Origin of the sequence: Afipia sp. P52-10 (assembly GCF_000516555.1) — a bacterium.
Taxonomy (GTDB): Bacteria; Pseudomonadota; Alphaproteobacteria; order Rhizobiales; family Xanthobacteraceae; genus P52-10.
On the sequence record NZ_AZSJ01000007.1, the window covers coordinates 1,303,427 to 1,316,582 of the forward strand.

Genomic DNA, 13,156 nt, shown 5'->3' on the forward strand with positions numbered 1-13,156 from the left:
GGACGCTGTTGACGCAAGGCGTGTTCTCGGCCACGAGGGCAGCGGTTTTCCAATCGAACCTGTGAGGATCAGATGTCTGTCGACGGAAACTGGAACATCACCATGAACACGCCGATGGGCGAGCGGCAGGCGACGCTCACGCTGAAGAGCTCGGGCAGCACCCTCACCGGAACGCAGGCCGCGGAGGCCGGATCCGCGGAGATCACCGACGGCAAGGTCGACGGCAACAAGGTCTCATGGAAGGTGTCCATCACCAACCCGATGCCGCTGACGCTCGATTTCTCGGGCGTCGTCAACGGCGATGCAATCGAAGGCAAGATGGGGGTCGGCTTCATGGGAAGCTTCCCCTTCTCCGGCTCGCGAGCCTGAGCCGCACGCTTAAGCCAACTCAACGAGCACGCCGGCACCGATCCCTCCGGCCTGCTCGAGATCAGTACCAGATCTGCATCGCCAACCCTTTGGCGTCGGTGGCCATCTCAGCCGCCGGCAGGCAAAATCCCTGATCGAAATCGCGTGCGGCCAATGCCACAGCGCAGGCATCGAGGACATCGTCCGGCCGCGCGCCCTTGCCGATGCGCGCCACAGTGAGCCAGTCGGCGATCGCCGAAAAGCCCTGGTGGCGCAACAGCGCGCAACGAATCGCAACGCCCTCGGCACTCCTCTTCGACGGCAAGGGCACACCGCCGTTCAGGCGCGCGAAAACCAATTCCGGATGCGCCTCGCGAATGCTCGCCTGCCGGCGCGGTGTCATGATGGCATCGACTTCGCGGATTTTCGGCAGCAGGTTCCAGAGCTGAATGGAAATGCCCATTTCATTCCGCAGTCTTAGGGCGCGGACGGCATCCGCATGAGACGGGTAATTCCAGAGATTGCGCTGGACGCCCGTGAACACCCGCGACGCATGGGGTCGCAACATCGCCCGCGCAGCGAGATCGCATGCCCGCAGCCCACGATCTGGCAAGCCGATCGGCATATCGATCGCCGCACGATCGAAAGCCATGGTCAACAAGTCGGCAGCAGCCTTCAGGAACAGCAACTCGTGGGCCGCACCCTCGATGCGGACAGCCACCCAGCCCTGCCGATATCCATCGAGCCCCACGGCGATCATCGTCGAGAGATTAGGGCATGATCCAGCAAACGTGTGTAGCGATTTTCGAGAAAGATCACACCCAAAGAGCGAATCGCAACGACGATTGGTCCAGATTGGATCGCACCGCCCGTGAGCTCGCGATCCAAGCGAACGCAACAGGCTCTCAACATCAGGCTCTCAACGACCGTCCTTGTCGCCGATCACAAAGGGCGCTGCGACCGCACCGAGACTGACAACCCTATCGGTGATGGCGGTCGCCGGGGCAAACGTCGCATCGCCCGAATACTCGGCGACGAAGCGGCGCGCTTCGACACTCGACGCCGACGTGATGAAGCTCGCCCGCCCCGAGCCGTCCAGCGGCACGTCCCGCGCCAGGATCGTTGCTCCTTCACGAAACGCAACGTGACCGCTTGCTTTCAGGCCGTTGGCGCCGACATCGACCGTCAGCAACACGGTGCCTCCGGCGCTGTGAACCGCCGCCAGCGTCAGTTCCGGCCTGACCAGCACCCGATGAATGATGGTGCGGGAGACGCTCGGCTGCACGATGGTTGGCATGAAAGCCTGGGTGCCGCGATACTCGGCGCGGATACGGCGAACGCCTGCCGGCAGGTTCGATACCGTGATCGACGGAGACGTGGCGCTGGCGCGGCCGAGCCAGCGCGCGGTTGTCTCATCGAAGAAATCGATCTCACCGCCAGGCACGGCACCGTGTGCTGCATCGATCTTGGCCGTGAATGTCACCGGCTCGCCGAGCGGGCTGCGCTCGCGCGACGCATGCAACGTGGTGCTCGTCTCGATGCTGACGATCTCGGCCTGCGTGCGCGCCGGACGCACCGCAGCAGCGATACACAGAGCGGCGATGGCACCGCCAAGCAGCACCGCCATCATACATTTGCGGACGCCGTGCGTCCGCCGGACCAACCATCGCCACGTGCGGTTCGCTCGCATCGTTCGCCCCGTCGTACCGGCATCGCCACAGCAGGCACGCCGTGCGGTGCCGACCCCGCCGCGATCAGCCGAGATTCAACTCCTTGAAGAAGTCATTGCCCTTGTCATCGACGACGATGAACGCCGGGAAATCTTCGACCTCGATCCGCCAGATCGCCTCCATGCCGAGTTCGGGATACTCCACGACTTCGACCTTCTTGATGCAGTGCTCGGCAAGGTTCGCCGCCGCGCCACCGATCGAACCGAGATAGAAACCGCCATACTTCTTGCAAGCTTCCCGCACCGCCGGTGCGCGATTGCCCTTCGCCACCATCACCATCGAGCCGCCTGCAGCCTGGAATTGGTCGACGAACGAATCCATTCGACCTGCTGTGGTCGGGCCGAACGCCCCGGAGGCGTAACCTTCCGGAGTCTTGGCAGGGCCGGCGTAATAGACTGGATGGTTCTTGAAGTAGTCCGGCAAGCCCTCGCCGCGGTCCAGCCGCTCACGCAATTTGGCATGCGCCGCATCGCGGGCGACGATCATGGTGCCGGTAAGCGAGACGCGGGTCTTGATCGGGTATTGCGTCAACGTTGCGAGGATTTGCTTCATCGGCTGGTTGAGATCGATCTTTACGACCTCGCCACCGAGCGATGTTTCCCTCACCTCCGGCAGATATTGCGACGGATTGTGCTCCAGCTCTTCGAGATAGATGCCGTCCTTGGTGATCTTGCCGAGCACCTGGCGATCGGCCGAGCACGACACGCCAAGCCCGATCGGCAGCGACGCACCGTGACGCGGCAGGCGGATCACACGCACGTCATGGCAGAAGTACTTTCCGCCGAACTGGGCGCCGACGCCGAGCGATTGCGTCATCTTCAGGATTTCCTGCTCCATCTCCAGGTCGCGGAAGGCGTGACCATCGGCAGACCCTTGCGTCGGCAGCGCATCGAGATAGCGCGCCGAGGCGAGCTTCACGGTCTTCATGGTCAGTTCAGCGCTGGTGCCGCCGATGACGATGGCGAGGTGATACGGCGGACATGCGGCGGTACCGAGCGTCAGCACCTTTTCCTTCAGGAAGGCCAACATGCGGTCGCGGGTAAGGATCGACGGCGTCGCCTGGAACAGGAAGCTTTTGTTGGCCGAACCGCCACCCTTGGCCATGAACATGAACTTGTAGGCGTCGTCGCCTTCCGCGTAGATCTCGCACTGCGCGGGCATGTTGTTCTGGGTGTTCTTCTCCTCAAACATCGACAATGGCGCGACCTGCGAGTAGCGCAAGTTGCGCTTCAGATACGCATCGCGGGCGCCCTCGGCGAGCGCCGCCTCGTCGTCGCCCTCGGTGATGACGCGCGAGCCCTTCTTGCCCATGATGATTGCGGTGCCGGTGTCCTGGCACATCGGCAGCACGCCGCCGGCGGCGATGTTCGCATTCTTCAGAAAGTCGAACGCAACGAACTTGTCGTTATCGCTCGCTTCCTTGTCCTCGAGAATCGAGCGCAGCTGCTTCAGGTGCCCCGGCCGCAGATAGTGGTTGATATCGATGAAGGCCGCCTCGCTGAGCAGGCGCAATGCATCGCGCGAGATGACCAGCATCTCCTTGCCCATCACCGTCTCGACCCGCACACCCTCCGATGAGATTTTCTTGTAAGGGGTCTCGTCCTTGCCAAGCGGAAACAATGGGGTGTGCTTGTAAGGCGGGATGGCGGGCGCAGTGAAGGGTGCATTCATGACAGGGCTCGCAAAACAGGCTGACGTCGAACGGCCGTGCGGAACAAGGTCCTCGGCTCAATGGAATGGTTCTAAGCATTTTTGGACCGAAAAGAACAGCCAGCCGTGCTCCGCCCCCTGAGCGCTCCGCATGCTTGGGCGACGAGCTGCCACCCCGGCGCATGGCGACAGCTCTGCATTTTCGCTAAGTTACCGCTTCTTCGTCATTTTTACGCTCCGCATGTCCCGCCTCTCCACTGCCCTTTCGCTCGCGCTGATCGCCTGTGCCCTCATTGTGCGGGCGGACGCGCAGGAAATCCCGCCGCTCGCAGAGATGCGTGCCAAGGTGGAGGCTTATGTGAAGCGGACCTTTCCGGTATTCGACCCCGCCAAAGCGCGGGTCGAATACGCCGACCTCAACGGCGACGGCTTGCCGGAAGCGTTCGTGGCCGTCCGCGAGCCGTCCTGCGGTGAAGACGGATGCGCTTTCGTGCTGGATATTGCCGACGATACCGCCCGCGAAATCGCGGCCTTTGCCGGCGGCGAACTGCGGGCGCTGCAGACCAAAAGCGGCGGCTGGCGCGATATCGCTCTCGATGGACGGCGGCTGCGCTGGCGGAACGGTACCTACGAACAGCCCTGATTTTCTCCCGTCTGCGGCCTGGAACCCCGTCGGATATCCGTCGTTCTTTCCATTCACAGGAGACGGCAGCCATGCAGTGCAAGCTTCTGCACGACAACGACGGCCAGCGCACCTTCGCTGTGGTGCTGGATACCGGCGACGAGGTGATGACGACCCTGTCGGCCTTCATCGCACGCGAGAGGCTCGGCGCCGCGCACGTCAGCGCGATCGGCGCCCTGAGCGATGCGGTCCTGCAGTATTTCGACTGGGCCGAGAAGCAATATGTCGCGATCCCGGTCCGCGAGCAGGTGGAAGTCGCCTCTCTGCTTGGGGACGTGGCCGAGGGCCCGGACGGTAAACCCGCGCTGCACCTGCACATCGTCGTGGGCAAGCGGGACGGCAGTGCGATCGCCGGCCATCTGCGGAAAGCTCACGTACGCCCGACGCTCGAGGTGATCGTCACCGAAAGCCCGGAGCACTTGCGCAAGCGTTACGATCCGGAGAGCGGCCTCGCGCTGATCCGCGCCGACGCCTGAATCCGGATGCTCTGCGTAGCCGCAACAGACGGCTACGCAGCAATCGGACGATCGGCGGCGGCAGCTTTGCGCGGGAGGACCGCGATCGCGGCAAACTCGTAGTTGCAGGCGGTGCATGCCCATACATACGTGACGCACGCGTCACCAGGCTCCGACCAGATCGGTGCAGCGATCGGCTTGCCGCACTGGGCACAGGGATTGTTATGGGGATGAAAGTCGAAACCGGCCGCTGGCATGACATGCCTCTCTCTTGCATCCAGGCAACCGTCGTTGCCGCAACGGGATGCAAATGTTGGAAACGAACCGCGCGCCCCTGCACCCGATCATTGCCGAAGCGCGCCACCGGTCAAGACAAATCGCTGCTGCGCCGCGTCGAATGGGTCAGTGGCTCGAACCATTCCGGCGGTGGATAAAGACCAAACCGCCACGACGCCGTCACAATCGAGCCCCGCCGGACAACCGCATCACGTCGCGCGGACGACGGTTGACTTCAACCGCATGCCGCCCGCAAGAAGACACAGCGATCCGATACATCTGGAGCGATGCCGATGTCCGATACAAAAACATTCACCGGCGGCTGCCACTGCGGCCTCGTGCGCTACGAGTGCACGACCGACCTCGCGATGGTGACCGCATGCAACTGTTCGATCTGCACCAAGAAGGGCCTGCACATTGCCTTCCTCGATCCCGTGAGCTTCAGCCTGCGCGCCGGCGAGGACGCGCTGAAGGAGTATAAATTCAACCGCCACCTGATCGCCCATCAGATGTGCAGCGAGTGCGGCGTCGAGGTGTTCGCGCGGGGCCAGAAGCCTGACGGGGCGAAGGTGATCGCCGTCAACGTTTCAACCTTCGACGGCGTCGACCTCGCCAGCATCAAGATGACGCCGTTCGACGGCAAGAACCTTTAATCCAGGTCTTAGCGATCCAGGGCCTTGTATCGCCGGAAGATGCCGTACTCGTTGAAAGCGATGCGTTTGTCGGACGCGAGATAGGCCTTGATGCGCGGCCGCTCGGCGACACGATCCCTGACATCCAGCACGCGGGGAATGGCCTTCTCGAAACGCTTCATCCGTTTGGGAAATGCGTAGCGCAAGCCTTCCACGAGCTGGAACAGGGACAAATCCACGTAGCTGAGCCTTCGTCCCAGGGCGTAGGGCCCGTCGCTGCGCTTCAGAATGTCTTCGAAGTAGCCGAGATACTTCGGCACCCGCTGCTTCCAGAATTCGTCGGTCCGGCGCTTCGCCGCCGCACGCTGTTCTTCGTAATAGAGCGTCGGTCCGAGCGGGTGATGGGTATCGTGGATCTCGGACACGAAGTCGGTGATGGTGAGTTGCAATCCATGCAGTTGCAGCCGTGCAGCTTCGGCTTTCGGCGCAAGGCCATGACGCGTCCCGAGGAACAACAAGATGTTGGCGGTGTGGCCGATAATCTGGTTGCCGAATTTAAGGAACGGCGGCGCAAAGGGTGGAACCGCGAGCCGCTTGGTCTCCATCAGCTTGGACATCGCCTGCATGCCGTTCTTGGAACGGCGCGCCACATCGACATAGTCCGCACCCGCTTCGGCCAGCGCCAGGCGCACGAACTCGCCGCGCCCCTGGATCATCGGCCAATAGTAGAGCTCGTACGCCATCACCATAGCCTCCCTGTTGTTTCCGGGAAGGAGACACGGCGCGCGTACGGCGAGTCAACCGAGCACGGCTGCACGGCACGCAAGGCTGCGTTGGCCTACGGCCGTGGGCTCACCTTCGTACGAACGACGTGTCGCACCGCGCTCAAACAAGGCTCAAACAAAAACGGCGACCCGAGCGGACCGCCGTTTTCTTTTCGTTTCGATAACAGTCTTGCCGATTAGGCGGCCTGCTGGATCGCCGAGAGCATCCAGTCGCCATTGTTCGGACGCACGAACGTCCACAGTTCGGTCGCTTCGATCGGCTGCTCGCCACCTTCGACGACGCGCCCGGTCGCGCGGTCGATCGTCTTGTCGACCAGGCCGAAACGCATCGCGACCGTCGCATAGTCGTCAGCACCTTCGCGCCAGGCCTCGGCGAGATCGCCCTGCAGCAGCTTGACGTCGGTGACCTTGTTGACCACGCCCTTGGCGGCAGTGTCCGCGAGGTCGGCCGTGAAATACGACTCCATCTCCGGCGTGGTCAGGCGGGCCAGCGCGGCCTTGTCCTCGTTCGACCAGGCCGTCTGAATCTCGCCAAGCAGCCGCTCGAATGCATCGTAGTCATCGGGCGTGATCCGGATCGGCGCGGAAGCAGGCGCTGCCTGGGCCCCGAAACCACCGAGACCACCACCGAGGCCGCCGCCAAGTCGGCTGCCCGTTGTACCAACCCCGCCCGCTGCAGGGCCGCCCTGAGGCTGCGCCGAACCCGCATCGAAATGCGCCGGACCGCTCGCATAGGACGGCGCATTTCGGCTACGCCACCAGCGCAGCGCGAACATCACCACCAGCGCGATCAGGCCGATCTGCAGCAGCAGGCCGAACATCGAGGCAAGGCCGCCAAGGCCACCAAACAGGCTACCGCCGAACAGCATGCCGAGCAGGCCCGCGCCGAGGAAGCCGGCCGCGAAGCCGCCAAGCATTCCCATCCCCGGACGGTTGAACATGCCGCCCTTGGCCGCTGGAGCCGCCGCGGGCGCAGTGGGTTGCGCCTGGGTGCGCTGCATCGGCTGCGCCGCCATCGGCGAGGTTTTGGTGGAGGGCGGCGCGGAGAATGTATGCGATCCACGCGAGCCGGCGCTGCCGCCGCGACCGACGCGAGCGTCGGCGACCGACGAGATCGCAATCGAGGCCGGCAACGCCAACGCCATCGCGACGGCCGCGGTCTTGAAGAATGCGCGCATGCGCTTCGAAGACATCATCTGAATCCCTTCAATCCCCGGCATTGGGGAAACGGCCTTAAATTGGGCATCTATCAGCGAATGTGAAGGTGACAACGGAACGCATCCCTGCGGCTCTCGGTCGCGGCGACGTGGATGAACCGGCAATGATTCCGGCGAATTCGCCCATGGGCGACGCCAAGGCGGCAGACGTTTCGCTCTGCGGCATTCTCAACTCAGACCGTAAAACCGTTCACGGCCCAGGCATCCCCCTGTCGATCGATAGCGGCCATCTCTCCAGACCAACGCGTATCGAGCCCTAGGGGGCTCTCCCTATACATCGGCCATTTGTGGCATCATGACCATAAGCAGTCGGGGCAACCCCAAGTCCGCGCGGTCAAGCATTGCGATGATAGCGCGGGCGGCCCAGTTTTCTCTATGACCTAAGTCCTGATGACCTAAGTCTTGATGACCTAAGTCTTGGCGATGGTCTCTTTCACCTGGGCGACAAGCTGCGCCAACGTGAACGGCTTCGGCAGGAAGGCGAACTGCTCGCCTTCGGGCAGGCTCTTCTCGAACGCGTCTTCCGCATAGCCGGATACGAAGATTACCTTCAGCTCCGGATTGCGGCTGCGCAGTTCCTTTAGCAGCGTCGGCCCGTCCATCTCCGGCATCACCACGTCGGATACGACCAGATCGATCTTGCCGTCCTGCTCCTCCAGCACGTCGATCGCCTCGAGGCCGTTGCCTGCCTCGACCACGGTATAGCCGCGTGAACGCAGGCCGCGGGCGTTGAGCGAACGGAGACCATCCTCGTCCTCGACCAGCAGGATGGTGCCCTGTCCGGTCAGATCGGCCGCACGCTGGCCCTTACCGCTCTCCTGCGGGGTGCCACTGACCGGTGCCACCTGCAACTCGGCGATATGGCGCGGCAGGAAGATGCGGAACGACGTGCCCTGACCTTCCTTGGAATCGACGTAGATGAAACCGCCGGTCTGCTTGATGATGCCGTAGACGGTCGAAAGGCCAAGTCCCGTTCCCTTACCGACTTCCTTGGTTGAGAAGAACGGCTCGAAGATCTTCTCGACGATATCTGCCGGAATGCCGGTGCCGGTGTCGCCCACTTCGATCAGCACGTAATCGGCAACCGGCATCCCCTTGTAGGAGAAGCCTTCCGTCTCCTGCGCCGTCACGTTCGCCGTCCGCACCGTCAACGTACCACCGTCCGGCATTGCATCGCGGGCGTTGACCGCAAGATTGACGATCACCTGCTCGAACTGGGAGACGTCCACCTTCACTGGCCACAGGTCGCGCCCGTGCACCAGCTCGAGCTTGACCTTCTCGCCGATCAGCCGTCGCAGCAGCATCGTCAGATCAGACAGCGCATCGCCGAGATCGAGCACCTGCGGCCGCAACGTCTGCCGCCGCGAGAACGCCAGCAGTTGCCGGACCAGCGAAGCGGCGCGAGTGGCGTTCTGCTTGATCTGCATGATATCCTGGAACGACGGGTCGGTCGGCTTGTGCGCCGACAGCAGGAAGTCGTTCGCCATCATGATGGCCGATAGCACGTTGTTGAAATCGTGTGCCATGCCACCTGCGAGCTGGCCGACCATCTCCATCTTCTGAGCCTGGTTGACCTGATTCACTAGCGCGCGCTTCTCGGTCGTCTCCAGCATGTAGACGATCGCGACCTCGGCATCCTGCACGTCGCTGGCGACGCCGGTGACGAAAAACTCCGCCCAGCGCTCCTTCGTGCCCGCGAGCATCACCTCGACCGGCTTGATGTCGCCCTGCCCTTCGGCCGCCTTGCCGATCGCGGCCGTCAATTCGGTCCGATCGCGGTCGCTCAGGATCGACAGGATCGACTTGCCGCCGGTCGGCTCGCTCGACAACGTTTGCGCGAGCTTGGCGAAACGGGCGTTGGCACGCACAACCGAGCCACTCTTGTCGACGGTGGCGATCGCCATTGGCGTGTGATCGAAGAAGCGCATGAAACGCACTTCGGCGGCGCGCTGCGGGTCGAGCCGCTCGTCGCGAGCACGGTTGATGACGATCGAGCGCGATGCGCCGGCACTGCCGTCAGCCCCGAACGCCAGCTTGTGGTAGATACGAACCGGCAGGGTCTTGCCGCCGCGGGTGCGCAGGTCGAGGTCGAACACCTCGGTCTTCACTTCGCCTGGCGCGGGTGTCACGTTGGCGAGCAGCGCTGCGCCGTCGCCGGCGATGATGTCCGACAGCTTCAGCCCGCCGGAACCGATCTCGGCCAGATCGTAATCGAGCCAGTTTGCCAGCGTCGCGTTGACGTAAGGCAGGCTCCCTGCTGCGTTGACCGAGAAGAAGCCGGTCGGCGCATGATCGAGATATTCGATCACCTGCTGCAGGTCCTGGAACACGTCCTCCTGGCGCTCGCGGTCGCGGGTGATATCCGCGATCGACCAGACCGCATGCCGCGCGTTCTTGCCGTCGCCGAGCGGCCGCACCCGCATGCGCAGCCAGCGGCCCGAGACGCCGTCGGGAGCGACGACGCGCACCTCTTCCTGCTGGCGCTTGCCCTCCCGGGAGGCCTTCAGCAGGCGGAACACCGCCTCGGACACGTCGGGATTGCCGACGAAAACCCGTTCGACCGGCCGCGCCTGATCGCTGCGGTCGGCGCCGGTCAGCGCGAGATAGGCGGGGTTCGCGTAGACTACATGGCCGCGCGCATCAGTGACCACCACGCCGTCGGCGGCGCTGTCGGCAATGCTCCGGGTGACCGGATCATCGGCGCTGCGATCGGCGAAGCGGACGATCCCAGCGGCGAAGGCAAAAAGCGTGAACAGGCCGACCATCGCCAGCAGCGATAAGAGGCCGACGATATAAGGCTGCGCCTGCGCACGGCCGAGCCACATGAGGATGATCGCTGCGGCGATCACCGTAACGGCGACCGCCAGGACCAGCGGGATGCTGCCGCTTCGTCGCGCCGCGTCAGGGGTGTGTGCGAGAGACTGCGGCTGATCGCTTCCGAGAGTCATTGTCATGAAGCCTGCGCCACGTCCCTTCACGTCATTATTGCCGCCTCTACGCACGAATCAACGCTTGAGTGCCTGAATCGCGGTTCCAAGCCAAGGGGAGTCAACCGGAAAATTTGCGACACGATGCAAGAAATCGTCGCGCTGTGGTTCAGCGGCCCATACCGGCAAAGCCACGCTTCAGCCGCATCACGTAACCGATCACCTCCGCCACGGCCTGGTAATGTTCGACCGGAATCTCGTCGTCGATCTTCACGGTGGCATGCAGCGCGCGCGCCAGTGGCGGGTTCTCGACCACCGGCACATCGTGTTCCTTCGCCAGTTCCCTGATCTTGAGCGCGATCGCGTCCACACCCTTGGCGACGCAGACCGGAGCGGCCATGCCCTTGTCGTACTTCAGCGCGACGGCGAAATGGGTCGGGTTGGTGATGATCACCGACGCCGTCGGCACTGCCGCCATCATCCGCTTGCGGCTGCGCTGGAGGCGCATCTGCTTCAGGCGGCCCTTGATGTGCGGATCGCCCTCGGACTGCTTGAACTCCTCCTTGATTTCCTGCAGCGACATCTTCTGCCGCTCGAACCAGGTCCTGTACTGGAACAGATAGTCGGCGATCGCCACCAGCGCGAGCAACGCGACCACCGTGCCGAGCAGTTGCAGCGACATGGTGCGGGTCAAAGCGACGACCGAGGGAACGTCCATCCGCACCATCGCGTCGAGGCGGAAACGCTCCGGCCAGAACACCATGGTCATCACTGCGCCCAGCGCGAGCACCTTGAACAGCCCCTTCAGCAGGTTGACCCAAGCCTGCTTGCCAAAAACCCTTTTCGCGCCGGAGGCGGGTGAAATCTTGCTCAGCTTCGGCTTTAGCTGCTCGGCGGAAAACACCAGCCGATGCTGCACCACATTGCCGGCGACGGCCGCAATGCAAAGCAGCAGCAGCGGCACGCCGAAGGCGGCGATCACCGCGTATTCGAGGCTCTGCAACAGTTGCAGCAGGCTATTACCATCGACGCGAATGGCGTGGGCATTGGCGAGCAGGCTGCGCAGCGGCACCTGCAGCGAGCTCATCGATCCCGAGAACGAGACCAGCACCAGCGTCGCGCCGGCGATGACGAACCAGGTGTTGACCTCCTGGCTCTTGGCGACGTCACCGCGCTCGAGCGCATCGTCGAGGCGTTTTTGGGTCGGGTCTTCTGTTTTCTCGGAGTCATTGTCCTCAGACATGAGGCGCTAGCTCCTGGGCGTGAGGTCGTGCATGACTCCGCCGAAATAGTCGAGGAACGTTCCCATCATGGTTGCGATCACCGCGACAAGAATCAGAAACCCCAAGAGAATCGAGAGCGGCGCACCGACGAAATAAACCTGCATCTGCGGCATCAGCCGCGCCAGCACGCCAAGGCCCAGGTTGAACACCAGGCCGAACACCAGGAACGGCGCGGCGAGCTGGATGCCGATCTTGAAGGCCGTGGCGAAGGTTTTGGTCGCAAGCGCCGCGACATCGCCGCTGGAGATCAACTCGCCCGGCTTGAAGATGGTGTAGCTGTCCGTCAGCGCAGCGATCACCAGGTGATGCATGTCGGTGGCGAACAGGAGCGTGACACCGAGGATGGTCAGGAAGTTTCCGACCACGATGCCCTGCTGGCCCTGAGTGGGATCGACTGCAGTGACGAAACCAAGGCCAAGTTGCTGGGCGATCACGGAACCCGCCACCGAGAGCGCCGAGATCGTTACCCGCGCGGTGGCCCCGAGGACGAGCCCGACCAGAATCTCGTGCACCAGCAGAACCGGCAATGGCGCGAGGTTCTCCAGGTTCACCTGATAGGCGTTGCGATGCAGGGGCAGCAGGATGAAGGTCAGCGCGAGCGCCATGCCGAGCCGAATACGAGCCGGCACGTTCACCTCCCCCAGTCCTGGCATCAGCATCACCATTGTCCCGATGCGCGCGAACACCAGCAGGAAAGCTGCGGCGAGTGCTGGAAGGAAGGAAACGTCGATGCGCATGGTCGCCGCGCACCTTGCCCTAGCCTCCAGCGATTCGCGACGAGATGCGCAGCATGTGGCTGTGCAGCGCGTCCGCCATGAACGGCAGCGCAAGGATCATGGTGATAAAGATCGCGAGGATCTTCGGCACGAACACCAGCGTCATTTCCTGGATTTGAGTCAGCGCCTGCACCAAGGAGATCACCACGCCGACGACGAGGCCGACCACCATCAACGGCGAGGCGACGATGACGATGGTCCAGATCGCGTCGCGTGCGACATCCAGAACTTCCGCGCCGGTCATGGAACTGGTCTCCTGTGGCCTGTTGCCGCTTGATGGAGTTGATTCAGAGAAGTCATCTATGTTCTTGATCTGCCGCGCTCTCTTGCCGAAACCAGTTTGCGACCTGAGGACGTCTCAGGCTGCTTGCGCGTGACCTGATCGGAGGCCGGTT

At 63.1% G+C, this 13,156-nt stretch carries 13 protein-coding genes; 4 read left to right on the forward strand and 9 right to left on the reverse strand.

The window, feature by feature from the left end:
* Positions 1–72: 72 nt before the first annotated feature.
* On the forward strand, positions 73–369 hold the full coding sequence (locus X566_RS23515; protein WP_034472127.1) for a hypothetical protein: 297 nt from the start codon (positions 73–75) through the stop codon (positions 367–369).
* A 61-nt stretch (positions 370–430) separates the two neighbouring features.
* Here the strand turns inward: X566_RS23515 and X566_RS23520 are convergent, their stop codons facing one another.
* From X566_RS23520 to X566_RS23530, 3 genes are all read right to left on the reverse strand, one after another.
* Entirely contained in the window at positions 431–1,108 is a 678-nt protein-coding gene (locus X566_RS23520) for a DUF429 domain-containing protein (protein WP_034472129.1), read from the reverse strand.
* Positions 1,109–1,267: 159 nt separating this feature from the next.
* On the reverse strand, positions 1,268–1,978 hold the full coding sequence (locus tag X566_RS23525; protein WP_051444464.1) for an Ig-like domain-containing protein: 711 nt from the start codon (positions 1,976–1,978) through the stop codon (positions 1,268–1,270).
* A 124-nt stretch (positions 1,979–2,102) separates the two neighbouring features.
* Positions 2,103–3,749, reverse strand: coding sequence for a fumarate hydratase (locus X566_RS23530; RefSeq protein WP_034472133.1), 1,647 nt, complete (start codon positions 3,747–3,749; stop codon positions 2,103–2,105).
* Positions 3,750–3,879: 130 nt separating this feature from the next.
* On the opposite strand from X566_RS23530, the gene X566_RS23535 reads away from it, so the two are divergent.
* The 3 genes from X566_RS23535 to X566_RS23550 all read left to right on the forward strand — a co-directional run bounded on the left by X566_RS23535 (position 3,880) and on the right by X566_RS23550 (position 5,794).
* Entirely contained in the window at positions 3,880–4,371 is a 492-nt protein-coding gene (locus X566_RS23535) for a hypothetical protein (protein ID WP_152540037.1), read from the forward strand.
* Positions 4,372–4,442: 71 nt separating this feature from the next.
* Positions 4,443–4,886 (forward strand): PPC domain-containing DNA-binding protein, encoded by a 444-nt coding sequence (locus tag X566_RS23540; protein ID WP_034472138.1) that lies wholly within the window; start codon positions 4,443–4,445, stop codon positions 4,884–4,886.
* A 548-nt stretch (positions 4,887–5,434) separates the two neighbouring features.
* Positions 5,435–5,794, forward strand: coding sequence for a GFA family protein (locus X566_RS23550; protein WP_034472922.1), 360 nt, complete (start codon positions 5,435–5,437; stop codon positions 5,792–5,794).
* A gap of 8 nt (positions 5,795–5,802) precedes the next feature.
* Here the strand turns inward: X566_RS23550 and X566_RS23555 are convergent, their stop codons facing one another.
* The 6 genes from X566_RS23555 to fliQ all read right to left on the reverse strand — a co-directional run bounded on the left by X566_RS23555 (position 5,803) and on the right by fliQ (position 13,005).
* Positions 5,803–6,516 carry a glutathione S-transferase gene (locus X566_RS23555; RefSeq protein WP_034472925.1) on the reverse strand — a complete coding sequence of 238 codons (714 nt, stop codon included), beginning with the start codon at positions 6,514–6,516 and terminating at the stop codon, positions 5,803–5,805.
* Positions 6,517–6,734: 218 nt separating this feature from the next.
* Positions 6,735–7,754 carry a TIM44-like domain-containing protein gene (locus X566_RS23560; protein WP_244434861.1) on the reverse strand — a complete coding sequence of 340 codons (1,020 nt, stop codon included), beginning with the start codon at positions 7,752–7,754 and terminating at the stop codon, positions 6,735–6,737.
* 431 nt (positions 7,755–8,185) lie between these two features.
* A complete protein-coding gene (gene cckA, locus X566_RS23565; RefSeq protein ID WP_034472144.1) occupies positions 8,186–10,729 on the reverse strand; it encodes a cell cycle histidine kinase CckA in 2,544 nt (847 codons plus the stop codon).
* Between the two features lie 142 nt (positions 10,730–10,871).
* Entirely contained in the window at positions 10,872–11,945 is a 1,074-nt protein-coding gene (flhB, locus tag X566_RS23570; RefSeq protein WP_034472146.1) for a flagellar biosynthesis protein FlhB, read from the reverse strand.
* Positions 11,946–11,951: 6 nt separating this feature from the next.
* Positions 11,952–12,722 (reverse strand): flagellar biosynthetic protein FliR, encoded by a 771-nt coding sequence (gene fliR / locus X566_RS23575; protein WP_034472148.1) that lies wholly within the window; start codon positions 12,720–12,722, stop codon positions 11,952–11,954.
* A 19-nt stretch (positions 12,723–12,741) separates the two neighbouring features.
* Positions 12,742–13,005: a flagellar biosynthesis protein FliQ gene (gene fliQ / locus X566_RS23580; protein WP_034472150.1), complete on the reverse strand. Its 264-nt coding sequence runs from the start codon at positions 13,003–13,005 to the stop codon at positions 12,742–12,744.
* Between the last annotated feature and the right edge of the window lie 151 nt (positions 13,006–13,156).